The sequence below is a fragment of the Saprospiraceae bacterium genome, from assembly GCA_016714025.1.
Classification (GTDB): Bacteria; Bacteroidota; Bacteroidia; order Chitinophagales; family Saprospiraceae; genus Vicinibacter.
Map to the genome: position 1 here is coordinate 2,127,035 of JADJOB010000002.1, position 24,798 is coordinate 2,151,832.

The window sequence follows — 24,798 nt, forward strand, 5'->3', positions numbered from 1 at the left end:
AAAATGTTTAACCATTATGCTAAATCGATTGTTTCGTTTACGATTATTCTTGATTTTTTATATATCGTTTGGTATAAATTAATTTTGCTATTTTGTTTTTCTCAATAAGACTCTGATGAAGCCAAGATCTTAATTTTTTTTGAATTGGAATAAATAAAATGGCTAATCCAGCAAGTATCAGTAAGCTGATCAACGGATTGTGGTGACTCCAGGTTTCTATGTAAGGGTGAAGTATCAAGTTAATAAATTCAAATAAAATTAAAATGATAAGCACAGAAAAATACGCTATAGATTTTTGGTTGGCTAGCACAGAATTGGAATATATTAACAAGATACCTGTTAACACAATTATTAAAATGAGAATAATGCTAAATTGAATTTGATTTCGATGATTTATTTTGTTTTCTAAAAATACTTGTTGTGCTATCTTTTCTTTTTGAATTTCACGAATTTTACTTTCTTGTATTTTATTCAGTACAGCTTCATTATAAAAAACATTGAGCAAGTAATGCTTCTTGTCCAGATAATATATCATGCTGTCGATTGAATTTTCTTGTTCATATAATTTTTGCAATAAATTATAATACTTTATAGTTTCCGAATCGGAATTCTCCGGATTAGTTAAATGCAATCCATTCAAAGCATACGTTTTTGCTAATTTGTTTTGCTTAATATTAAAATAATACTCTGCTAACTTTAATTGACTGGAAATTGATGTTAAAATTATTTTTTGTTCATTACTAAACTCCAAACAACGTTCTAAATAACTAAGGCCCAATTCGGATTCGGAACTTTTTAAGTAGGCAGAACCCAATAAAAACAAGGACCGTGAAAATCCATAAGGGTCATCTTTTTTATTGGTTATCCTATTGGCTAGTTGTGCATACACGAGCGCGGAATCCTGTTTATTCAATCCTAAATAGGATTCGGCCAAATTAGTATATATTCGATTTCCTATAATTCCTTTCCGCATCGGTAAAGAAAGTGCCTTTCTCAAATAAAATACAGCAGTTTCATAATCATTCAAATCTTTATATAGAACACCTATTTGTTTGTATGCAAAACTTGAGATAGCATATTTAGGACCTTTTTCAATTAAGTCTATGGCTCTCAGATAATTTTGAATGCTTAATGAAATTTCAGAAGTCATGCCGTATGCGGTGCCAATATATGCATAGGCAGAAATTGCCAAAGAATCACATCGCAATCTATCAGCAATTTTAAGCATCTTTTGTGCAAAATATTGAACACTGTCTGTCTGGTTGGTGTAAACAAATGTATTAGCAATTTCTTCTAATGAACTAAAATATTGATCAATACTTAATTTTGAGGAATCCAAATGTGTGAGACTGTCTCTTAAAATTAAATTATAATTCTGAGCTTGCAGATTTCGAACCTGCAGCAAAATGTAGAGTATAATTATTAAATATTTTTGCATTCTGAATTTCAGGATGGAGTTATTTCTTCCAGAGTGTTTTTTGCTTTTTGGTAATGGATGTCTTGGTTTTTTTGACTTAATTTATTAATCAACCATTTTTCAAGCCGATGATGAATAGGAATAATTAGCAGTGCAACTAATACCATAATAATTAACATAACCAGTGGATATTGATGGGATAAATTTGTTAATTTGTAATGTAAGGTTAGATTGATAAATTCGAAAAATAGTACTATTATAAAAAATCCTGAAACTTTAATAAACCCTGGGGTAACGATAATCGTATTGGAGAGTGCTAAAAATAAAATAAATAAACTGAAAAGTCCAATGAAAATAAAAATATATTCTAAATTGAGTAAGTTCTGATTTTTGATTTTATTGTTTTCAATTTCCTTTTCAAGTAAATCTAAATGTTTACTATAAGCCAGATTTTGAGTTGTAAAATTTTCATTTGCTTGTTGCAGGGTATCAGATAAATGGCTAAATAATTTCGCATAATAATAAGCACTGTCCCTGTCTCCAATAGTTCGGTAAATGTCTTTTAATAAATTGGAAGCGTCCATTCGGTCTTCCAGGTTTTCTGTTATGTAGGAAAAATTGAAATGATTTTTGGTGAATTTCTTAGCTTGAATAATATCGCCTTGTTTTAGTAAAAGTTTCGCATAAAGTAAATTCGCATTTACGTTGGATGAATGAATATTATTTTGAGAAGCAAAAGCAATACAGGTCTTATAATAAGATTCTGCGACTTTCAATTCGCCCATTGCTTCATGTACTTTACCAAAAATATTCAGAACACGAGCATATCCATAAAAATCTTTTTCTTTATAAGTGTTTACATTGGCTAATTGGACATAAAATAATGATGAATCCAATTTATTTAATCCCAGGTAAGCTTCTGATAAGTGGGAATAGATTCTATTTCGCATGGTATTATTTTGAGAAACAGGAACGACTTCTAAGGCTCTATATAGATAAGATATGGCCAGGTTATAATTTTTTAATTCTTTATAGGTATCTCCGATTTCTTTTAAATTATTGCAAGTGCCGTATTGGCTGGGATGGCTTGAAAGAATGTCCAAGGCTTTTATTAAATATTCTAAATTGTGTTTATAATCCTTTTGCTGTTTAAAATTTAGTGATAAGTTGATATAGGCTCTTCCTACTAAGGTATCTTGTTTAGAGAAAATGCCGAGCTCCAACATTTTTGTAGCATAAACCCTGTGGCTATCTAATCCTCCAGAAAATAAAAAATGATCTGCTATACTTGAATAGGTTTCATATCGATCTGCAACAAGTTGCTCTTTGTTTAAGAGTTGCTTTAGACTGTCTACCGTTGATGCTGAAATATTTTGAATAAAAAGGTAACTAATACTTGAAATAAGCATGACACAAAAGAGATACTTATTTAAGTGGGTCATCCGATGTATAGATTCAAATCCAAATGTACAAATTCTTATTCAATTAAGTCATATACAATAAGAATTATTTCTAAAAACGAACGAATACTTAGATTAGTTAACTTTAATAAATTTATTGTGTATCATAATATTTTTCTGGATTAGTTGGACATAGTAAATTCCAACAGGAAGTTTTGAAGTATTCAATAAAAAATAATAATTGCCCGGTTGTAATTCTTTATTTATTAATATTTCCAGTAATTGTCCGGTTGAATTTAATAACACGAGAACAGGTTTTTCTTTTGATTGTAATTTCCAACGTATTTCAATTTCATCTCTACAAGGATTTGGATAAGATTGCAGCGATTCAATTTTCGTTTCTTCTAGGAAACTGTAATTATCTAAATCAGTGATTCCGGATTTCAAAAACCAAGGGATGCAGGTGCTGTCTGTAGAAAAAAATTGCAGCAAAAGATTGGCCACTTTTAACCGACCTGAATTGGATGGATGAGTACCATCTGCTGCAAAATCTGCAGGCAACCAAAGCAATCCGTCAGTTCTTGCTGTATTTCCTTTAGCCCATAAATAAGGCCCCCAGGACAACCAGGGAGATTTTATATTAGCACCTTGATAAGATAAACTGCTGTCCCCATTTATCTGTTCTTCCACCAGCCATTTTATTGAAAATCCTGATTCATAGGCATAGGGTTCTGGATTTAATGCCGTATTTGCATAACCCCCATAGATTCGGCTGGATAAATACAGCAGTTTGAGATTCGGATATTTTTGTTTCAGAATTTGTACAATGAGTTTAATATCATTTTTTAAATCGTCTGCATGTTTTGGAAAAGCAGCTGTTGGATTTGCATTGGCTTCTTTTAACCAAACAGCCTGAACTTGTTTGCCACTTACTTTTTGTTGAAACAATCGCTGATTAACAACAGTCCAAAAATTGGCATTGGGATTTTTAATTACGGATGCGGTTTGTCCGCCTTGGGCGCCATCAACAATTAAAAGTTTAGGATTTTTATTCCGAAACGTATCAGCCAAAAGTTTAAATGCTGAAAATTCTTGCGTTGCATTGGACATTCCTATTGATAATAAAACAATTTTTCCATTACTCGGATCTTCAATTCCAAAACTATCCAAAGGAATCAAGGTTTTTGAAATTGCCTGTCCGTCTTGCTCATGCTTTTGAGGCCTGGTATTTAATCCATTAGGGTACAATCCGCCGGGTGCTGTTTTCCATAAATTGCTGCCTAATTCATTCAATGGAATGGTATCAGGTAAATAAACAGGGTTTGCTTCTAATTTGAATTTTTGAACTTCAAAAAGGGTAGCGGAGGAAAAAAAGCAAGCAAATGCAATCAATAAAGCCGACACAATTAATTTATTCATATCCATGTATTTTGAGGCAATGAACCAATTCGAGAGTAATTTACATCAATATAAAGAGTATACGATCAAATTTAGGAGATGGGAGGGGAACTATTAACAATTAATAATTAAAAATTACGAATTACGAATTACTGATTATTGGAGTGGAGTGGAAATCCCGCGTACCTGCGAGAGGAATAGCAATTAAAAATTAAGAGTTAAAAATTAGGAATTAAAATTATACGCGATTTGAATAATAAGTTTCGGATTAATTTAAATGAACGACCCTGTCTGTATTTTAGAAGGGCAAATGCTAGTCGAACGATTGATTGGCTGAAGAAGCCAAATTGACCATTTCCTGATATTCCTTAGGGCTCAGGTCATCCATACAAAAATGGATTGGATTGATTGGTTTGCCATTTTTTCTAACTTCATAATGGCAATGCGGGGCTGTTGATGTCCCGGTACTTCCTATATAACCAATGAGTTGTCCTTTTTTAACTTTTGCTCCGGCCTTGATTTTAATCTCTTTCATGTGAGCATAAAGAGTTTGATAGCCGTTGCCGTGATCAATCATTACATAACGTCCGTAGCCGGAAGATTTGGATTCAGCCTTTACGACCCTCCCGTTTCCAGTGGCTTGGATGGCAGTTCCGGCAGGAGCTGCAAAATCAATCCCTTCATGCATCTTATTGATTTTATGAATGGGGTGAAGCCTAATGCCAAATCCAGACAATTGAGCCATGTCTCGGTTGAGTTTATCTATACGAACCGGTTTTATAGATGGAATGCTTTGTAATAGTTCTTCTTTGGCTTTGGTTGCCTGCTCCAGCGTATCCAGTGATTTGGATTGAAGATAGATTTGACGTTCTAATTTATCAATATAAGATTTGGTTTCCCGGATGGTTGTCCCAGCATATTTTAAGCCTTGCAATCCTGCATTGGGATCATGACCACCGACGCCGCCTTCCCAGAGATCACGGTCAATGGGATCCATTCCAAACAAAACCCGGTGAACCTTAGCGTCCCGATCCTGAATATTGTCCAGTACTTTATCCATAATCTGAACCTGATCTTTCATCATAAGCATTTGATACTCAATCTGACTCAGTTCTTTTTTAAGCGCTTTTTCACGTGGAGACGGGAAAAATTCAGAGGTCATAAAATAGAAAAAAAAGGTCGTTAACACAACAGCTGAAATGAAGCCAACAATCCTAAATACATAGGACTTATGGGTCAACTTAAGTTTCTCAAACTGAAGGGTTTGAGGGTTGTAAACGTATTTTTCAGATCTCTTCAAATACTAAGAGTTAAAAAATATTAAATTTGCGATCCGATGTACGCTCGCTTTGTTTGAATATTACAAAAGTAAGGAAATTTCTTTAAAACCCGTTTTTTCAATTGAATAAAAATAATATATAGGAGATATTATTTTGTATTTAGTTATATTACAAATATATAAACATTAATTTTTATTATAATTTATAATGAATTCAAAGACCATCCGACAGACTTTTCTCAGCTTTTTTGAAAAACAACAACATAAAATTGTTCCATCTGCCCCCATTGTTGTAAAGAATGATCCGACCCTGATGTTTACAAATGCCGGGATGAATCCTTTTAAAGACTATTTTCTTGGAAATCAGGTCGCTACCATCCCGCGAATTGCTGATACGCAAAAATGCCTTCGGGTAAGTGGCAAACACAATGACCTGGAAGAAGTGGGTACAGATGGGTATCACCATACGATGTTTGAAATGCTGGGAAACTGGTCATTTGGGGATTATTTTAAAAAGGAGGCTATTGAATTTGCCTGGAAATTATTAACCGAAGAATTTAAAATCCCGAAAGAGAATTTATATGTTTCTGTTTTTGGCGGTGATGAAAAAGAAGGTTTGGAAAAAGACCTGGAAGCAGTTTCTTACTGGAAACAGTGGATTGCAGAAGATAGGATTTTGTTTTTTGGGAAAAAAGATAATTTTTGGGAAATGGGTGATACCGGTCCTTGCGGCCCATGCTCTGAAATTCATGTGGATCTGCGCTCTGAAGCACAGAAAAAGAATCAGAATGGTGCAGTATTAGTGAATGCGGGTTCTCCGGAACTCATGGAAATTTGGAACCTGGTTTTTATACAATACAACCGTAAAGCAGACGGATCTCTGGAAGAGCTCCCTGCAAAACACATCGATACGGGAATGGGATTTGAACGGATCAGCATGGTCCTTCAAAATAAAAAATCCAGTTATGATACGGATATCTTTAAACCATTAATTGATTTCATTTCTCAGCATACAAAAATTGCATACGGTGCTTCATATGATCCAAATGCAAAATCAGATTTAGCTATGCGGGTAATGGCCGACCATATTCGCGCAGTTTCTTTTGCTATTGCTGACGGAGCGATTCCTTCCAATACAGGACCAGGCTATGTGATTCGTAGGATATTGCGACGGGCTGTTCGGTATGCATATTCGTTCTTAAATTTAAAGGAACCGTTTTTGTATCGCTTGCTTCCTGTGCTGTCAGAAAACATGGCATCTGTATTTCCTGAATTGGATTTACAAAATGATTTTATTAGTAAAGTAATTCGCGAAGAAGAGTCTTCGTTTTTAAAAACGCTTGAAGATGGCTTACGGAAATTGGATTTACTGGATCCAAACCTTAAACAATTGGATGGTAAACTTGCATTTGAATTATACGATACGTATGGATTCCCATTTGACCTTACGCAATTAATCGCACGTGAAAACAATTGGAATGTAGATGAAGCAGGTTTCCATGCAGCCATGGCCTTACAAAAAGAACGCTCTCGCTCGGATGCTAAAAAGGAATATTCTGATTGGAATGTAGTGGCTGAAGGACAATTTCAATTTTTAGGATACGATACGCTTGAAACGGAACATGGAAAATTATTGCGTTGGCGCAAGCTGATGGCAAAATCACAAGCCTATTTTCAACTGGTTTTTGACCAAACGCCTTTTTATCCGGAAGGGGGTGGACAAGTAGGTGACACAGGCATCGCTTATTTCGATGAATTTCCAATTGAAATTATTGATACAGTTAAGGAAAATGATTTGATTATTCATGTGGCAGAAGTTTTGCCACAGAATCTATCCGCAGATGTTCGATTGCAAGTGAATGGGTATCGTCGAAAACTTATTGAAAACAATCACAGTGCTACGCATTTATTGCATGCAGCACTGCGTAAAGTGCTTGGTTCGCATGTACAACAAAAGGGGTCCTTGGTAAAAGAAGATGCTTTGCGATTTGATTTTAGCCATTTTCAAAAAATGGATGCAGATCAAATCCTGAAGGTGGAGCAATTAGTCAATGAAAAAATACGGGAGAATATTGTTCGCGAAGAAAAAAGAAAAATACCGATTGACGAAGCCAAGAAAGCGGGTGCAATGATGTTGTTTGGAGAAAAATATGGTGATCAGGTGAGGATGATTACATTTGATCCTGCTTATTCTATCGAACTTTGTGGAGGTTGTCACGTTGAAACCACAGGCCAAATTGGTTATTTTAAAATCACTTCAGAGTCAGCCATTGCAGCAGGAATTCGCCGGATTGAAGCTGTTTCGGCATTGAAAGCAGAACAACTTATTGAGCAACAATTTGAAACAGTTGATAAAATTCGTCATCTGCTTAAAAATCCAATCGATATTACACAAAGTGTGCAACAACTTTTAGATGAAAACAAACACCTTGAAAAAGTGATTCTGGAATTGAAAGAAGCGCATGCAAATTCTTTGAAGGCTAATTTATTGGCATCCTTTCAAATGAATAACGGAATCCATTATCTGGTTAATCAAATCGAACTGGATGATTCTAAATTAGTAAAAAATCTGGTATATCAATTGGCTCAGGAAAAAAATCCTGCGATTCTGTTTTTGGGATTTATTGAAAAGGATAAACCTCAACTCATGTGCTACGTCAGTGAATCTATTTCAAAATCATTCAATGCATCTCAATTAATAAAAGATGCTGCAAGATTTATTGAAGGGGGTGGTGGAGGACAAGCATTTTTTGCGACCGCCGGTGGAAAAAATAAAGAGGGATTATCAAATGCATTAAAACATGCATTGCAATCCATTCTGCAATCAAATTAATCAAAACCATTCTAATTAATATATTCACTATGGCTTTTGTATATGCAATTCTGATATTTCTGGTATTTATTTTGTTTAATGTATACATCCGTGTTAAAACCTTTGGGATGTATAAGCAATTGGTTCAAAATAGAATCCAGTTCAATTTTATGGACCTGTTCAATCAACAAAAATGGGATGAGGTAAAAAGTAATTATCCGGATTCAGTTGAATTGATGGATCGCTTCAGATCACACATACGTATAACAGGCTTGCTTTTTATCGCAGTCATTGTCATCGTTATAGTACTCTTGTTTTTAATTAGAATGCAAGCTTAAACTACCTTCATGGCCAGATTAAAAATTGGATTAGCCGGAACAGGGCATTTGGGAAAAATTCACCTGAAATGCATTCTTGAAAATCCGGATCTCGAACTCAAAGGCTTTTATGATCTTTCTCCCGAAACGCGTCAAAAAATTGCGAGTGAATACGGGATCAAGGCTTTTGAAAGTTATGACGAACTTATTTCCAATTGCGATGCCATTGACATTGTTAGTTCGACCAGTTCGCATTTTGAGTTAGCACAAGATGCTATTAAACAGAACAAACATTGTTTTATCGAAAAGCCAGTAACAAGCAGTCTGGAAGAAGCCACCTTTTTAAAAAACTTATTAAAAGAGCATCCGGTTAAAATACAAATTGGGCATGTCGAACGTTTTAATCCTAGTTTTGCAGCGATCAGGCCTTTTATTAAAGAGCCCAAATTTATAGAAGCACACCGATTGTCTAGTTTTAATCCAAGAGGACGGGATGTTTCAGTTGTTCATGATATTATGATTCATGATCTGGATTTGATTTGCCTCATGGCTAAAAGCGAGGTAAAAGATATCAAAGCCAATGGAGTTTCCTTGGTAAGTCCATTGCCGGATATTTGTAATGCCAGAATTGAATTTGAAAATGGCCTGGTTTGCAATGTTACTGCCAGCAGGATATCTATGAAGCAAATGCGAAAAATTCGAATATTTCAGGAGGATGCCTACATAAGTTGTGATTTATTGGAGAAAGAAGCCCAGGTCATTCGTTTACTCGATGAATATCAAGACAATACATTGGAAATTGAAACACACAAGGGAAATAAATACATTTCTTTAGTCAACCCGGAAATAAAAACGGTGAATGCAATTGCAGAGGAATTAAAATCTTTTTACAAAAGCATCGTTACAGATGATATGCCTGAAGTCAATCTGGATGAAGGAATCCAGGCTTTGGCTTTGGTGCAGGCTATTACGAAGCAAATCGAAACGAAACAATGACTCTCAAACAAGGCAAGCTCATCTTCTTGCTCCTATGGACTTTTTGTGCCTGTGACCGGGATGATGAAAAAATTCCATCCTATCTCTATATAGAACCCTTTGATTTTAGTGTTAAGATTGGAGAAGGTACAGGCAGTCAAAATTTATCCGATGTGTGGATTTACGTAAATGATCACTATTACGGAGCTTATGAACTTCCCTGTTGGATCCCGGTTTTGGAATCAGGTACCAGTGAGGTGTTATTAATTCCAGGGTATCGGCAGGATGGTAGAATCACCAATGCTTTTCGCTACCAACTTTTAAATCCATTCAAAATCACCATTCAACTGGATCCGCAAATAACAGACACCATTCGGCCGAATACATCATACCAATCTGGATTGCAGTTTTCTGTGATTGAAGACTTTGAAGGCATACATTTTTTTAATACCGATCGCGACAAAGATCCTGAAACAAAAATATTGCTGACCGATGCGTCAGAAGCATTTGAAGGATCTCATTCCGGATCTATAGCTTTAACCAAGGAGCATCCATCCATTTCCGCAGAATATATACTCAATGACCCTATACCACAAAGCGGGGATCCAATTATTTTAGAACTGAATTTCAAGGCAGACATTCCATTTTCAATTGGGTTTATTGGTTATAAAAACATACTGGGAGAAGAAAATCTTATTAAAGCAGGAGTTCTTCCTAAGAAGAATTGGACTAAGGTCTATTTTGATTTTAGAGAAATTATAAACAGTTCCAATTCAGATTATTATCACCTCGCAATTGCCGCGGATTTTCAAAAAGACAGTTCGAAGGCAATCCAACAAATATTTATTGATAACATTAAAGTGATTCATCGATAAGTATATGTTTAGACGCAAGGAAAATATCATTTACGTTGTCATAGATTTTATTTTGGCTTTAGTAGCCTGGTATCTGTTTGTTCAGTATTTGCGGGCACATCATTTTTTTATTGGTAATGAATCAGAAATATTTGAGCACATTTACCGGGGAGGTATGCTGATTGTTCCTTTTTCCTGGTTTCTGCTTTACCTGATGGCCGAGCAATATAAAGATGTATACCGTTTATCCAGATGGTCTGTTTTTTCAAGAACCCTTTTACTTACTATATTGGGTAGCTTGTTGGTTTTTTTTGTACTACTTTCGAATGAAGAAATAAATTTTGAAAATCGCTATTTTAAAGCACTGTCGATTTATTTTATTTATCATTTCAGTTTAATCATTGTATTTCGAATGGTATTCTTAACCTATGTAAGCAATCGGTTGAAACAAGGCATTGTAGGTTTTAATACCCTAATTATTGGAGGTGACCAAAAAGCTGTTAAACTGTATAAAGACATCTCATCTTTAAACTATAGTCTTGGTCATAAATTTGTTGGCTTCATTCATTCCAATGGAGGTAGAGGAAATGAATTGATTCAATACTTACCTCAAATGGGTGGTCTTGCAGATATTCGTAGAACTTTGGATGAAAATAAAATTGAAGAAGTAATTATTGCAATAGAATCTACGGAACATCAAAAATTAAAATCCATTGTTGATGTACTTTTTGAATACGGTGACCGGTTAATTGTCCGAACGATTCCGGATACATACGATATTTTACTTGGTACCGTTCGATTAAATCACGTATATGGGGCCGTATTAATTGAGATCAAACAGGAAATGATGCCTAAATGGCAAATCGTTGTCAAACGAATGATTGATATGATTGTCAGCGTGGTGGCTTTGATTTTATTATCTCCTGTAATCTTGTATGTGTATGTGAGGACTAAAATTTCCAGTCCCGGTCCGGCAATTTATTTGCAGGAACGCATTGGCTTAAATGGTAAACCTTTTTTTATTTATAAGTTTCGGTCCATGAATATTTTGGCAGAAGACAATGGCCCCATGTTGTCTTATGATGGCGATCCGCGAATTACAAGCTGGGGTGCAACCATTCGAAAATGGAGATTGGATGAATTGCCACAATTTATCAATGTCTTGAAAGGCGATATGTCTTTAGTGGGTCCTCGTCCTGAGCGAAAGTATTTTATTGATCAGATCATGGAAAAAGCACCACACTATAAACATCTTCTTAAAGTTCGACCTGGAATTACCTCCTGGGGACAAGTAAAATTTGGATATGCTTCCAGTATTGAAGAAATGCTTCAAAGGCTCGAATACGATATTTTATACATAGAAAACAGATCGCTGGGTCTTGATTTTAAAATCTTGTTTTATACCCTGTCTGTTTTAATTCAGGGAAAAGGTAAATAGTCTAAAGACGTTCTATAATTACCGCAGTTCCTCCGCCGCCGCCATTGCAAATAGTAGCCAAACCATATTGTGCTTGCTTTTGTTGCAAAATTTGACTTAAAGTACAAACAATGCGAGCTCCTGAGGATCCAATAGGATGCCCCAATGAAATTGCACCCCCGTGAATATTTATTTTTTGGAGATCTAAATCAAGTATTTTACTGAATGCCAGGGGTACAACAGCAAAAGCTTCATTGATTTCAAAATAACTTATTTGATCTTTTTGTAAACCGGCTCGTTTTAAAGCCAAGGGAGTAACAACACATGGGGTCGTTGTAAACCATTCTGGTGCTTGTTCGGCATCAGCATAAGAAACGATCCGTGCAATGGGTGTTAAATTATATTCCTTTAATTTAGCAGCATTCATTAATAGCAATGCAGAGGCGCCATCATTAAGTGTTGATGAGTTGGCTGCAGTGGCTGTACCATCTGAAGTAAAACTCGGTTTTAAAGAAGGTATTTTAGAAAAATCAACTTTTGTAAATTCCTCATCTTTGGTAACCAGTAGCGGATCTCCTTTCTTTTGTGGAATGGCAACTGGTACAATTTCAGTTGTGAATCCACCATCTGCAGTTGTTTGTGCAGATTTTTGATAAGAGCTGATTGCATAGGCATCTTGTTCTTCACGACTAATGGAATATTTCTTGGCAGTTTGATCTGAAAAAACACCCATAGCCAATTTATCATAAATATTCATCAAGCCATCTTTGTGCAATCCATCAATGAGTTCAGAATTGCCATATTTCATTCCCCAACGAGCATTTGGCACGTAATAAGGAATGTTAGACATGCTTTCCATTCCCCCGGCAATTACGATCTCAGATATACCTAATTGAATTGATTGAGTAGCCATTGAAATGGCTTTCATACCAGATGCACAGACCTTATTAACAGTTGTGCATACAGTATTTGCAGCAAGCCCACCATTGAGTGCTGCTTGTCTTGCAGGTGCTTGACCCAAATTTGCAGAACAAACATTGCCCATGATAACTTCTTGAACAGCAGTGGATGGAATACCAGCTCGTTTTACTACTTCGTCAACCACCAGGGCTCCTAATTGGATGGTTGAAAGGGAAGACAATACACCACCAAAACTACCAACGGGTGTACGTGCTACAGATACGATGAAAACTTCTTGCATGATTCTGAATTTCGAGGCGCAAATATAGAAGGAATTGCTATGGAAAATACGCAATTTTAAGAATAACAGCCAGCTATTCTTTTTGTTGGCTACAAATGAAAGCTGAGGCTAAATAGTAAAAAAATAATATCTGTGAAATAAATCAAATGTGACTGTTGTGATTTGATATAATTATATAAATTAGAATAATAAACTGAAAGTAAGGAAATATTCAAAAGAAACCCTAAAAGTGAAATGCTCCTATTAAAAGTTAATATGCAAAGGATCGCAAGGATTATCAAGCATAAATATCGGATTGTTTGAAATAAATTTTCTGGAATGGAATTGCTTGCAAAAGTATGATGATTGTATGATTTGTCTTTTTTAATATCATTATAATCAAATAAGATACTTTGGATTAATACAATTAAAAAAAAGCCTAATGCTATTAGCCAAAAATCTAAATCCCTTAATTGATTTATATTAAAGCTCAGCAGACAAATGCCTGTCCAACTTAAACTGATGACTATGTTTTTCCACAAAATGAGTTTTCTGAATAAAAAATATCGGGTGTGATTATGGTAGGAGATCCCAATAATGGAAAAGAAACAAATAATAAGTTGAGTGTCAAAATCCAATTGTGTAAAAGTCAAACAACTGCTACTCCCAAAAAGAAATAAAATAAATTTTTGAAATGGGAGAAATGACTTATTAACAGCATGATGAAAAATTGGTGCAACTTCTTTTTGATAATAATAAAAGGACACAATTGAGGAAAAAACAAAAAACGCCTTACAAATGGATAGGTGTAGCCCATGAAATAACAAAAAAAACGAATCCGTTATAGCTAAAGAAAGAAATCCGTAGAAGACAGAAATATAAAAAGTTAAATACGGCTGTTTAAAAATATTTATATGATTTTTTTGGATCAATAGCTAATAATACTTCATAAATTAGTTTGATTACATGTTCGATGTCTTCAATATGGGCGGATTCTACTGTGGTGTGCATATATCTTAATGGCACAGAAATTAATACAGAAGGCACGCCTCCATTTGAATAAGCAAATGCATCAGTATCTGTTCCGGTTGTCCGCGAAGATGCATTTCGTTGGATAGGAATTTTATTCTTTTCTGCTGTTTTAACAACCAATGATTGCAGAATATTATGGACCGGAGGGGCATAGCATAAAACGGGACCCAATCCACATTTTATCGAACCCTGCTCTTTTGTTTTTAACATGGGTGTGTGGGTATCGTGGGTTACGTCCGTAACAATTGCAAGGTTTGGTTTTATAGTCTGTGCTATCATTTCGGCTCCCCTTAAGCCTACTTCTTCTTGTACGGCATTTACAATGTATAAGGAATAGGGTAGTTTGATTTTATTTTTATGCAATAGCCTCGCAACTTCTGCAATACAAAATCCACCCAATCGATTATCCAATGCACGACCCACATAAAAGCGATCATTCAATTTCATTAGGCCATCTTCATAGGTAATGCAGCATCCCACATGAATGCCCATTTTTTCAACTTCCTCGCGATCTTTTGCACCAACATCTATAAATATATTTTCAAGGGTTGCTAATAGATTGGTGTCATTTCCTTTTCGGGTATGGATCGCAGGCCATCCAAATACTCCTTGTACAATTCCATTAGGTGTATGAATCTGTACTCTTTTGGAGGGAGCTATTGACTGATCGATTCCTCCGTTTCGAATCACATAAATAAAGCCATCATCCGTTATGTAATTCACCATCCATGAAATTTCATCCGAATGTCCTTCAATTATAACGCGAAACGCTTTTCCTGGATTAACCACTCCATAAAGTGTCCCGTAATTATCCAGACTCCAGTCATTGATATAGCTTTTAATGTATTCCAGCCAAATTTTCTGTCCAGCTGCCTCATATCCCGTGGGAGAGGGATTATTCAGGTATTTATAGAGAAATTCTTCTGATTTCTTATTGATAATTTTCATAAATTGGTTCTAAGACTGAAATTGGGAAGCCCAGGTTTGTGGATCCTTATTCCAGTTGGATAGGTTTTCAAATTCCGTTTTGTCAATATAATTCTGAAGCAAAGCTTGTTCCAAAAGCATTGAAAAGTCAGTCAAACTTTCAAAATCCACGTTTTTTTCATAAAATTTGGCAGTGGCCGTACTAAAACCGTATTGAAATATACTTATCAAGCCCTTGACCGGATGCCCCAGGGATTCTAAAACCCCCACAACTTCCAGCGAGCTTCCCCCTGTAGAGACCAAATCTTCGATAACAAGTACCGAGGCTGTAGGATTCAATGATCCTTCCAACCGATTTTGCAAACCGTGTTCTTTTGGTTTTGATCTTACATACACAAAAGGTTTATCAAGCCGGTCAGCCAAATAAGCTCCCCATGGAATTCCCGCGGTGGCTACCCCTGCAATGGCATCAAAAGCCTGGAAGTTTCCTGATTTTTGGACAAAACCATCAATGATTTCTTTTCGAATCGCAGGAAATGACAGTGCTTTGCGGTTGTCACAATAAATGGGCGAACGCAATCCAGAAGCCCAGGTAAATGGGTTTTTGGGATTTAATTTTACCGCCTTTATTTCCAAAAGACGATCTGCTATCTTGTGGGCTAAATCCATGTATGAAGAACAAGCAGCAAACTTACGAAATTCAAATGGACGAGCGTTCCTTAATTCTGGCGGAAGAATCAATCATTCCAGAACTGCAACCGGATGCTCAACAGCTGATCCTGCCTTACAGTGGCAATAAAAAGTCTTTGTTTCAATATTTAGACACACTCGAAAAATCCGATCGGTTCCAATCCATCTTAATTTTCTCAAAAGATTTACCAGGACTTTATCAGGATTTAAAAAGCTTGTTATTATGGATTCCTGCTGCAGGAGGAATTATTAAAAATAAGGAAGATCAAATTTTAGCTATTTACAGACGTGGATTTTGGGACTTGCCAAAAGGAAAATTGGACTCCAATGAAAAATTTAAAACTGCTGCATTGCGGGAATGTGAAGAAGAAACAGGATTAAAAGCCTTGGTTTTGGGAGATAAATTGGCGGAGACTTATCACATTTACCGTGAAAAAAATAATGCACGAGCATTAAAAAAAACGAAGTGGTATGTTTTACATTATTTTGGAAGTGAAGCAGCGATTCCTCAAAGTTCAGAAGGGATAGAACAAACAGAATGGCTGTTGCCACAGGATGCATTGCTAAAAAAACCAATACACCGCAATATTTACAAACTCATTGAAAAATATATTGAGTTGCAGGCATTAAAAACTAAAGGGGATTTATAAAATCCCCTTTAAACATATTTTGAAATTATTTTTAATTATTCAATTTATAATCAATAAGTATTGTTATTTCACAAATGCCATTTGATTCCTAAATAAGGTTTTATACCTGAAACTGGTGCAAAAATTTCAGTTGCATTAAAATAAGTTCCAAAAGGATTTTCCGGATCAATAATAGCCTCATGTTGTGTATAGTTGAGTAAATTTTCAACGCCGGCGTAAAATTCAAATGCCTTATGAGTATATCCAATTTGTGATTGCATTAATACATAATCAGTAGATTGTTTCTGGTGTTCATGAATTAGATGAACCGGAATCGTTGTTTTTTCCGCCAACCTCATTTTGCCAATATAACTGGTAGTTAAATTCCACAACCACTTTCTGTTTTCAGATTCGAAATCAATGGATACCAATCCACGGTATTTTGGAATCAATAAATTTTCTAAAATGCCTTTTTTAAATTTTGTTTTGGATTCAGTAAATTTTCCACCAATTTTTAGTTGGATGCGATCAAAGATTGGATAGCTTAACGTAATTATTGATTGTAAGGCATAAGATTTACCATTCAATCCATAGATATAAATTCTGAAGTCGGATTCATCTTGATCTACAACCAATTGATTTTGAAACCAGGTATAGTATAAATCAAAATTTATTACCAACTCACGTCCCTGCCAATAGGGTTTTCCAACCAGATTGAAACCGGAGTTCCAGGATGTTTCAATTTCTGGTGTACTTTCTATATTCCAAAGTTTTGCACTTGCAAATAAGCCGGATTGGTTTGAAAATATTCGGGGAAATCGATACCCTCTACCTATCGATGCTCTAGCAGTCCAGTCGTTTGCAAAAAGTAATCGAAAATTTGCCCGTGGGATATACAATAATTGATCTGAATTTAACCATTCAAGACGTTGACTTGTAGTGATGGTTAATGAATTATTTAGTTCAACATTGTTTCTATATGTATAGTCAGCTACAGCTGCCGTCACAGTCTCTTTGTAGGTTAATTTTTTTTGATCCCATGTTTCATGGGCTCGATTCAAGTGAAAAACCGGCCCAACGGTTAACATGTGTCTGCCTTCCTTAAAAGGATGCATATAAAAAAATTGAGCTGACACTCTTGTTTCATCTGCTTTGAATGTCCGGTTACCAAATTTGGAATCAATTTTTGAATAAGAAACATCATAAAGTGAACCAAGACTTTGGAGTTCTTTGTTGAATTTGACATAACCCAAATTTCCGAATGCATTGTAATGTTGAATATCCTGTTTTATTGTATAAGGAGATTCGACATTCAATTGCCCTGAGGTTCGACGTTCATTAAGTATTTGAGCATTCAGTTGACCTTCAAAGGATTCACCATAAAATGTATTGCGAAGCAATCCATTTACTTTATTAACTTTTGGTTCATCCTGGAAGGAATCTTCGTTGTGATCTCGTGATGAGGTATTAGTTGTTGCGTTGAGATAAAGTCCACTTGCTTTTCGATCATTCCATTTTTTATTCAAATGGAGATTTGATTCCAGGCGACCATGTAAATCTCCAAAAAGATTCAAATACACAGGATGATCAGTATCAGGTTTTTTAAGCTGTACATTGATTGCGCCAGCCATACTTTGAGAACCGTGCAGTGCAGATGAAGCACCTTTTAATATATTAACCTGATCAAGCCAGGTTCCTGGAATCAGATCATATCCCATCGTAGATAAAATCCCATCAAATGCAGTGCGGTTTTCAATAAGGAATTGGGTGTATAATCCGCGCAATCCTAAAAATTGAATTTCCTTAGTGCCGGTTACTGCATTGGAATAGCTCACATCAACTGCATTGCTTGTTTGAAAGCTTTCTGACAAACTGCAACAAGCAGCTTTTTTAAATTCCTTTTTCTCCAGAGATTCAATATTCAAAGGTTCTAATCTTGAAAAACTGTTTGAATTTCGTTCAGCTTGAACATTGACTGTTTCAAGCATGAGTCCTTCCTGGAGTCTGATAATAATATAAAGTTCGTTTGGAGCAACTTCTGTTGTATCCGCTTGATATCCGGTAAAATTTGTAATCAGAAATTGGTGCTCTGGTTTTCGCTCAAGTCGGAAGAATCCATTGTCGGAAGTTGAAGTTCCGTCGGATGTAAACAACCAATAAACAGTAGCACCTTGAATTGCATTGTTTTTAGAATCGACGACATTGCCTGTTAGAATTTGGCTTTGAATGCCGATTAGGGTAAATGATAAAATAATGACTAAAAAAAATCGCATAGAAGAATTTATTAAAAGAATGAATTGTTTTAAAAATTTGGAGAAACTCCTAAAACTACTTAAACGACTCGTTCAATTTTTTAACCTTGCGTTTAAAATAAGCAAGCGGTTAAAAAAAAAAATTGGAAATCGATTTAAAAGTTTAATAGAACTCCCCGAATATCGAACAACTCTTTCTAACAAATCCAACTGCAATACAGGATTCGGAGTGATAATCCAGTTATAAAAGGGTAGGGATCATCATTTGGAATGATCGAATCTTTTATGAAGATTTCGACAAGGTTGGTAAATAATGGGATTGAAGGAATCTGCAAGGATTGTACTTGCAATTGCTTATTAACAGGTTTTTCTGCTAAGGTCTCTAAGGATTTATGCCCAATTACTTTGTTGCTGCAGGGAGCTTTGCGGATGCTCACTTTTTTTGTAATGCTTGATCCATTACAACAACCATGATTTACAGAAAGTCGCTTGCAATGGTCGTCTTTTGGAATGAAACTAAATACCTCAGATTTAGCGCAGCAGCAATAATTTAAAAATATATTAAAACCCAATTGAGACAACAACAAACTGGTTGTAATAAATCCTATTAGAATTTTAACGTGAATACGCATTTTAGTTAAACAGGTTTGGTCTGCAATTGTTTTTACTGTTTGTTTAAATGAACTAAAGAATTTTATTTTAACACTTCCCTTGAAATTACCAGTTTTTGGATTTCAGAAGTACCCTCCCCAATAGTACATAATTTAGAGTCCCGGTAAAATTTTTCAACCGGATAATCTTTGGTATAGCCATAACCACCAAATACCTGAACCGCATCCGTAGATACTTGGACAGCCACTTCTGAAGCAAAGTATTTTGCCATTGCGGCCTCCTTGGTCATTTTGAGATTCTGGTCTTTCATTTTACCAGCCTGGCGAGTCAATAACTCAGCGGCTTCAATTTTTACCAGCATATCGGTTAATTTAAACGCAATGCCTTGAAAATGAGCGATGGGTTTGCCAAATTGTTCCCGCTCTTTTGAATACTGTACGGCAGCCTGATAAGCACCTTTTGCAATGCCAATTGCCAAAGCTGCGATACTGATTCTTCCGCCATCCAACACTTTCATGGCTTGTTTGAAACCATCTCCAATTTCTCCTAACACATTCGACTGATGTACTTTGCAATGATCGAAAATCATTTCAGTCGTTTCAGAAGCTCGCATACCGAGTTTATTCTCTTTCTTACCTGCAGTCATTCCAGGGTTGCCGCGCTCTACAATAAAAGCGGTCATGCCATTGCTATCCAACAAATCGCCCGTACGGGCAATCACAACTGCTACATCGCTTGATTTTCCATGCGTGATCCAATTTTTTGTGCCATTGAGTATCCAGTAATCTCCTTCTTTATGTGCAACACATTTCATTCGGATCGCGTCACTTCCTGTGTTGGCTTCAGTAAGACCCCAGGCTCCAACCCATGCACCAGTAGCTAGTTTTGGTAAATAAGTGTTCTTTTGTGCTTCACTTCCAAAATACATGATGTGGCCAGTGCACAAAGAATTATGAGCAGCAACCGACAATCCTATCGATCCACAAACTTTTGCAATTTCTTCAATAATGGTAATGTATTCCTGATAGCCGAGGCCTGCTCCTCCATATTGTTGAGGAACTAAAACCCCTAAAAATCCTTGTTGCCCCATCTGGTGCATTAAATCTTTAGGAAAATGCTGGGTTTCATCCCATTCCATAACATGAGGTCTGATAAACTGATCGGCAAAGTTCTGAGCCGATTCCCGAACCATTTTTAAATGGTCTGTTTCAATTGGCGACATAGAGCAAATTTGATTTGCAAAGGTAACATGCGGGGGCTAAACTAATAGTTGTACTTATTTTTCCATCTATCAGCCAAAAAGCTTCGATTTTTAAGCTCATTCGGATTATCAGCTGGAATATAAAATGGATTGCCTGCCAATGGTTCTGGTAAATATTCCTGATCGATAAATTGGTTTTGATGCAAATGAACGTATTCATATTCTTTGCCATAATTTAAATCTGACATCAGTTTGGTAACAGCATTTCGAAGATGAAGCGGAACAGCGAGAGATTTTGAATTGCGAACCGTGTTCAACGTTTTATCAATTGCGAGGTAAGCTGAATTTGATTTTGGAGAACAAGCCAGATAAATTGCGGTCTCAGAGAGTATGATGCGTGATTCTGGCCATCCTACCATTTGAACTGCCTGGTGGCATGCATTTACCAATAACAATGCATTTGGATTGGCTAAACCGATGTCTTCTGCTGCAGAAATATACATTCGGCGGACAATAAAACGGGGATCTTCGCCTCCCTCAATCATCCGGGCCATCCAATATAAAGCAGCATTCGGGTCGGATCCTCTGATGGATTTAATGAAGGCAGAAGCAAGGTCGTAATGCATTTCGCCATCTTTATCATAAATCGCTGGATTTTCCTGGACCAATTTTGTTACCAAAGCATCATTGACCTTTATGTTTGTTTCATTCAAACATCCGATCATTTCTAACATATTGCACAGTTTGCGGGCGTCTCCGTTCGATAGCATCAAGATGGCAGCCGTTTCTTCAAAATCAATCTGCTTGTCTTTAAACAAATAATCTTTGTGGATTATTAAATCCATAAGTTTTAGTAAATCCGCGTCTTCCAAAGACTTTAATAGATACACCTGGCATCTGGATAAGAGGGCTGCATTAATTTCAAAAGAAGGATTTTCAGTAGTTGCTCCTATGAGTATGATGGTTCCTTTTTCAACCGCATCTAATAAGGCATCTTGTTGACCTTTATTAAACCGATGGATTTCGTCTATAAAAAGGATGGGTGCAGCTTGATCAAAAAAACGCTGATTTCTTGCTTTTTCTAATACCTCTCGGATCTCCTTTACTCCAGATTGCACTGCGCTTAAGACATGAAAGGGTCTTTTTAACTCATTTGCTACTATTTTAGCCAGACTGGTCTTGCCAACTCCTGGGGGCCCCCAAAGGATCATTGAAGGCAAATGTCTGGACTCAATTGCCAGACGTAATACTTGATTTGCACCGGTTAGGTGTTCTTGCCCAATCAACTCATCCAGTTTAACCGGTCTCATGCGTTCTGCCAATGGAGCCATAATTTCTTAATTTGAAGTAAAATTAGACCTTCGGGAAATCTTTTCGACCCATTTTAACGTACTGATATCAGAATTACTTTAATTATTAGGGATTCCTTTCTACTTTTGAATTAAGATATGAGAAAATACTATAATTTTTTATTGATCTGTTTGTTTGCATTATTCTCATTCAAATCCTTTGCTACCCATATTATCGGGGGTGAAATTTATTACGAATGCCTTGGATATGGCAACAACGGCCTGGATACAACAAAAAGAAAGTATCTAATCACAATTAAATTGTACAGAGACTGTGGATCTCAAACAAGTTTTGATGCGACATTGGGATTTACAATTTACAGACAAAGCGGAACAAATTATATAAATACGAAAACTGGAAATGGGGCAGCCTCTGAATACAGAATCCCATTCACGATTCCAGTACAAAACATTGATCCTCCGGAATATCCATGCCTTCAACTTCCTGATAATATTTGTGGAGAAGCAGGTACTTATGAAATGGTTGTAGAACTGCCAATTATCAATGAAAATTATTTAATTGTATGGCAACGCTGCTGCAGGAATAGTACAATAACAAATATTTTTGACCCTTTGAGCATTGGGGCAACCTATACCATAGAAATCCATCCGGAAGCACAACGCACCTGTAATAGTTCTCCGCGGTTTATTAATTTTCCTCCAACCGTTCTTTGTGTGAATGCACCGTTTCAATTTGATCATTCTGCTTTTGATAAAGATGGAGACCTTTTGATTTATGAATTTTGTGAACCTTTAGAAGGAGGAGGACGTGGAAATGGTGGGAACAATACCTGTGATACACCTACGCCAACACCCGATTGCAAGCCACCTTATACACCGGTAACCTATAAATTTCCTTATACCGCATTATCACCTTTGGGTGGGAATCCGCCAGTTACCATTAATTCTATCAATGGAATTATTAATGGCAAACCAGACGTCATTGGACAATTTGTTGTTAGTGTGTGTGTTTATGAATATAGAAATGGCATTCTGTTATCTGTATTAAAAAGGGATTTCCAATTTAATGTGGCCTCTTGTGAAGGAATGGTTGAAGCAAGATTAGTAGACGCAAATCGATTGACACCAGATTATTTTGAAATTACAGTTTGTGGAAAAAGTGAATACCAAATTTTGAATTCCAGTGTAGATCAACGATTTATTAATCAGATAGAATGGACTTACGAAAATGGTGGAAAGATTGATACGTTTTATGGTTGGGCTCCATACATTAAATTTAAAGAGGGAGGTGTGCATAATGGAAAGTTTATTTTAAATCCTGGAACAAATTGTGGAGATACCGGATATTTTAAAATTAATGTGGTTCCCGATTTAAATCCAAATTTTACAGCGATTTACGACAGCTGCAAAGCAGGGCCTGTGCAATTTATGGATCAATCAAGTTCAACGTACAGCAGTATTACCAATTGGAATTGGAGTGCTGGAGATGGGATCACTGCATTTGTTCAAAATCCGAGTGTTAGTTACATCCGACCAGGTACCTATCCTGTTTTATTGAGAATTAAAGATAATTTTGGATGTGAAAATGTACTCTTTAAAGAATTAAAATATTATCCAGCACCTGATGTAATTGTTTTTAGACCCAATCTCAGTGAAGGTTGTGTTCCATTAACGGTTGATTTTAATAATGTCTCGTTTCCTACAGACAATTCCTATAAATTTTTATGGAAGTTTAGTGATGGCGGAATTGATTCCGGGTTTTCAATCTCTCACGTGTTTACGGATACTGGAGTATTTGGATTGAAACTGGAGGTTACCTCTCCTTTGGGTTGTTATAATGAAGGCGTTTTTAACCAAGTCATTTATGTTTATAATCCACCAACAGCAGATTGGACGGTTGATAAATACAGATTAAATATCAAAGATCCTGTTATTCAATTGGAAGATGTTTCAAAATCTACGATTGGCAGAACCTGGATAATTGACGGAAAGGAATATTTTTTTGATAAAGAGTTGACCTATGCATTTAGAGATACTGGTTTGCATCACATCAGAATGATCGCTACCGATCGATTTTTATGCACAGATACTTTGGATACAGAAGTATTTATATTTAGAGATTTTAGTTTGTATATGCCGAATGCATTTTCTCCAAATGGAGATGGAAAGAACGAATTCTTTCTACCAATTGGTGAAATTCATTCTTTGGAATCCTACGATTTAAAAATTTACGATCGTTGGGGAGGCAAACTATTCGAATCTTCAAATCCAACTACTGGTTGGAATGGAAAATTTGAAAATTCAGGTAAAGACTTACCACCCGGAGTATATGTATTTGATCTTTATTACAAGGCCAACCGAAAGGCACCTGTTCATGAACGGGGAACGCTGAGTCTTATAAAATAAACGATAGAATTTGCAGAGCTTATTCAAAGAACTTAGGCATGCATTTGAAGCTCATGCGGATAGCAATCGAGCGCAGGGCATGAAAGCCTATATGCGCAATCAGTTTGATTATTTGGGAATTTCTGCACCCACACGCAAAGAAATACTAAAGCCATTTATTAGAAATTATTCTTGGAAAGGAGAAGAAGACTTTATTGAATTGCTCAGGTTCTTATGGTCATTGCCCCAACGAGAATATAAATACATTGCACTTGATTTTAGTTTTAGATTTGAAAAAAAATTAAATCCAACCTCGATTCCCTTTTTTGAAAGTCTGATTGCAAAGGAATCCTGGTGGGATACTGTAGACGGAATTGCTCCTCATGTTATCGGTAACATCGTTAAGCGGAATATTAAACTTCGGGAACAGTTATGTGATAAATGGATTAATTCGGAGAATTTTTGGTATCAAAGGTCTGCGATTATTTTGCAATTAAAATTCAGAAGTCAAACAGATTTTGATTTGTTAAAAGCATTGATACTAAGAAGGGCAGACAGCAAAGAGTTTTTTGTGCAAAAGGCTTCCGGATGGGCACTTCGCCAATATTCAAGAATAAATCCAAATGCTGTAAAGCAATTTATCGATGAAAATAAAATACCCTCCCTGGCTGCCAGAGAGGGTATGAGATTAATTCTTAAATCTGAATAAAA

19 protein-coding genes are annotated in these 24,798 nt (G+C 36.0%); 8 read left to right on the top strand and 11 right to left on the bottom strand.

Going from position 1 to position 24,798, the window contains the following annotated elements:
- Positions 1-43: 43 nt before the first annotated feature.
- From IPJ80_11605 to IPJ80_11620, 4 genes are all read right to left on the bottom strand, one after another.
- Complete coding sequence (locus IPJ80_11605; GenBank protein ID MBK7914132.1) at positions 44-1,438, bottom strand: hypothetical protein; 1,395 nt, start codon at positions 1,436-1,438, stop codon at positions 44-46.
- A gap of 8 nt (positions 1,439-1,446) precedes the next feature.
- Complete coding sequence (locus IPJ80_11610; GenBank protein MBK7914133.1) at positions 1,447-2,859, bottom strand: tetratricopeptide repeat protein; 1,413 nt, start codon at positions 2,857-2,859, stop codon at positions 1,447-1,449.
- A 93-nt stretch (positions 2,860-2,952) separates the two neighbouring features.
- On the bottom strand, positions 2,953-4,236 hold the full coding sequence (locus IPJ80_11615) for a T9SS type A sorting domain-containing protein (protein MBK7914134.1): 1,284 nt from the start codon (positions 4,234-4,236) through the stop codon (positions 2,953-2,955).
- Between the two features lie 292 nt (positions 4,237-4,528).
- Complete coding sequence (locus IPJ80_11620) at positions 4,529-5,515, bottom strand: peptidoglycan DD-metalloendopeptidase family protein (protein ID MBK7914135.1); 987 nt, start codon at positions 5,513-5,515, stop codon at positions 4,529-4,531.
- 187 nt (positions 5,516-5,702) lie between these two features.
- On the opposite strand from IPJ80_11620, the gene alaS reads away from it, so the two are divergent.
- The 5 genes from alaS to IPJ80_11645 are packed head-to-tail and all read left to right on the top strand — an operon-like array spanning position 5,703 to position 11,890.
- The gene (gene alaS / locus IPJ80_11625; protein ID MBK7914136.1) at positions 5,703-8,327 is read left to right on the top strand and encodes an alanine--tRNA ligase; all 2,625 of its coding nucleotides are present in this window, start codon (positions 5,703-5,705) and stop codon (positions 8,325-8,327) included.
- Between the two features lie 29 nt (positions 8,328-8,356).
- On the top strand, positions 8,357-8,644 hold the full coding sequence (locus IPJ80_11630; GenBank protein ID MBK7914137.1) for a hypothetical protein: 288 nt from the start codon (positions 8,357-8,359) through the stop codon (positions 8,642-8,644).
- 9 nt (positions 8,645-8,653) lie between these two features.
- Positions 8,654-9,619, top strand: coding sequence for a Gfo/Idh/MocA family oxidoreductase (locus IPJ80_11635; GenBank protein MBK7914138.1), 966 nt, complete (start codon positions 8,654-8,656; stop codon positions 9,617-9,619).
- A complete protein-coding gene (locus IPJ80_11640) occupies positions 9,616-10,473 on the top strand; it encodes a hypothetical protein (GenBank protein MBK7914139.1) in 858 nt (285 codons plus the stop codon). The genes IPJ80_11635 and IPJ80_11640 overlap by 4 nt, the downstream gene beginning before the upstream one ends.
- 4 nt (positions 10,474-10,477) lie before the next feature.
- Positions 10,478-11,890 carry a sugar transferase gene (locus IPJ80_11645; protein ID MBK7914140.1) on the top strand — a complete coding sequence of 471 codons (1,413 nt, stop codon included), beginning with the start codon at positions 10,478-10,480 and terminating at the stop codon, positions 11,888-11,890.
- A gap of 1 nt (position 11,891) precedes the next feature.
- On the opposite strand, the gene IPJ80_11650 is transcribed toward IPJ80_11645, so the two are convergent.
- From IPJ80_11650 to IPJ80_11660, 3 genes are all read right to left on the bottom strand, one after another.
- A complete protein-coding gene (locus tag IPJ80_11650; GenBank protein ID MBK7914141.1) occupies positions 11,892-13,070 on the bottom strand; it encodes an acetyl-CoA C-acyltransferase in 1,179 nt (392 codons plus the stop codon).
- 879 nt (positions 13,071-13,949) lie between these two features.
- Positions 13,950-15,029 carry a M42 family metallopeptidase gene (locus tag IPJ80_11655; protein ID MBK7914142.1) on the bottom strand — a complete coding sequence of 360 codons (1,080 nt, stop codon included), beginning with the start codon at positions 15,027-15,029 and terminating at the stop codon, positions 13,950-13,952.
- A gap of 9 nt (positions 15,030-15,038) precedes the next feature.
- Positions 15,039-15,677 carry an orotate phosphoribosyltransferase gene (locus tag IPJ80_11660; protein ID MBK7914143.1) on the bottom strand — a complete coding sequence of 213 codons (639 nt, stop codon included), beginning with the start codon at positions 15,675-15,677 and terminating at the stop codon, positions 15,039-15,041.
- 2 nt (positions 15,678-15,679) lie between these two features.
- Here IPJ80_11660 and IPJ80_11665 point away from each other — a divergent pair, with 2 nt between their 5' ends.
- Positions 15,680-16,348 carry an NUDIX domain-containing protein gene (locus IPJ80_11665; protein MBK7914144.1) on the top strand — a complete coding sequence of 223 codons (669 nt, stop codon included), beginning with the start codon at positions 15,680-15,682 and terminating at the stop codon, positions 16,346-16,348.
- Positions 16,349-16,416: 68 nt separating this feature from the next.
- Here the strand turns inward: IPJ80_11665 and IPJ80_11670 are convergent, their stop codons facing one another.
- From IPJ80_11670 to IPJ80_11685, 4 genes are all read right to left on the bottom strand, one after another.
- The gene (locus IPJ80_11670; protein ID MBK7914145.1) at positions 16,417-18,600 is read right to left on the bottom strand and encodes a TonB-dependent receptor; all 2,184 of its coding nucleotides are present in this window, start codon (positions 18,598-18,600) and stop codon (positions 16,417-16,419) included.
- Positions 18,601-18,776: 176 nt separating this feature from the next.
- On the bottom strand, positions 18,777-19,211 hold the full coding sequence (locus IPJ80_11675; GenBank protein MBK7914146.1) for a hypothetical protein: 435 nt from the start codon (positions 19,209-19,211) through the stop codon (positions 18,777-18,779).
- Positions 19,212-19,273: 62 nt separating this feature from the next.
- Positions 19,274-20,413 (bottom strand): acyl-CoA dehydrogenase family protein, encoded by a 1,140-nt coding sequence (locus tag IPJ80_11680; protein ID MBK7914147.1) that lies wholly within the window; start codon positions 20,411-20,413, stop codon positions 19,274-19,276.
- 41 nt (positions 20,414-20,454) lie between these two features.
- The gene (locus tag IPJ80_11685; GenBank protein ID MBK7914148.1) at positions 20,455-21,723 is read right to left on the bottom strand and encodes a replication-associated recombination protein A; all 1,269 of its coding nucleotides are present in this window, start codon (positions 21,721-21,723) and stop codon (positions 20,455-20,457) included.
- A gap of 117 nt (positions 21,724-21,840) precedes the next feature.
- On the opposite strand from IPJ80_11685, the gene IPJ80_11690 reads away from it, so the two are divergent.
- Both IPJ80_11690 and IPJ80_11695 read left to right on the top strand, forming a co-directional pair.
- A complete protein-coding gene (locus tag IPJ80_11690) occupies positions 21,841-24,108 on the top strand; it encodes a gliding motility-associated C-terminal domain-containing protein (protein MBK7914149.1) in 2,268 nt (755 codons plus the stop codon).
- 10 nt (positions 24,109-24,118) lie between these two features.
- Entirely contained in the window at positions 24,119-24,796 is a 678-nt protein-coding gene (locus IPJ80_11695) for a DNA alkylation repair protein (GenBank protein MBK7914150.1), read from the top strand.
- Positions 24,797-24,798: the final 2 nt, after the last annotated feature.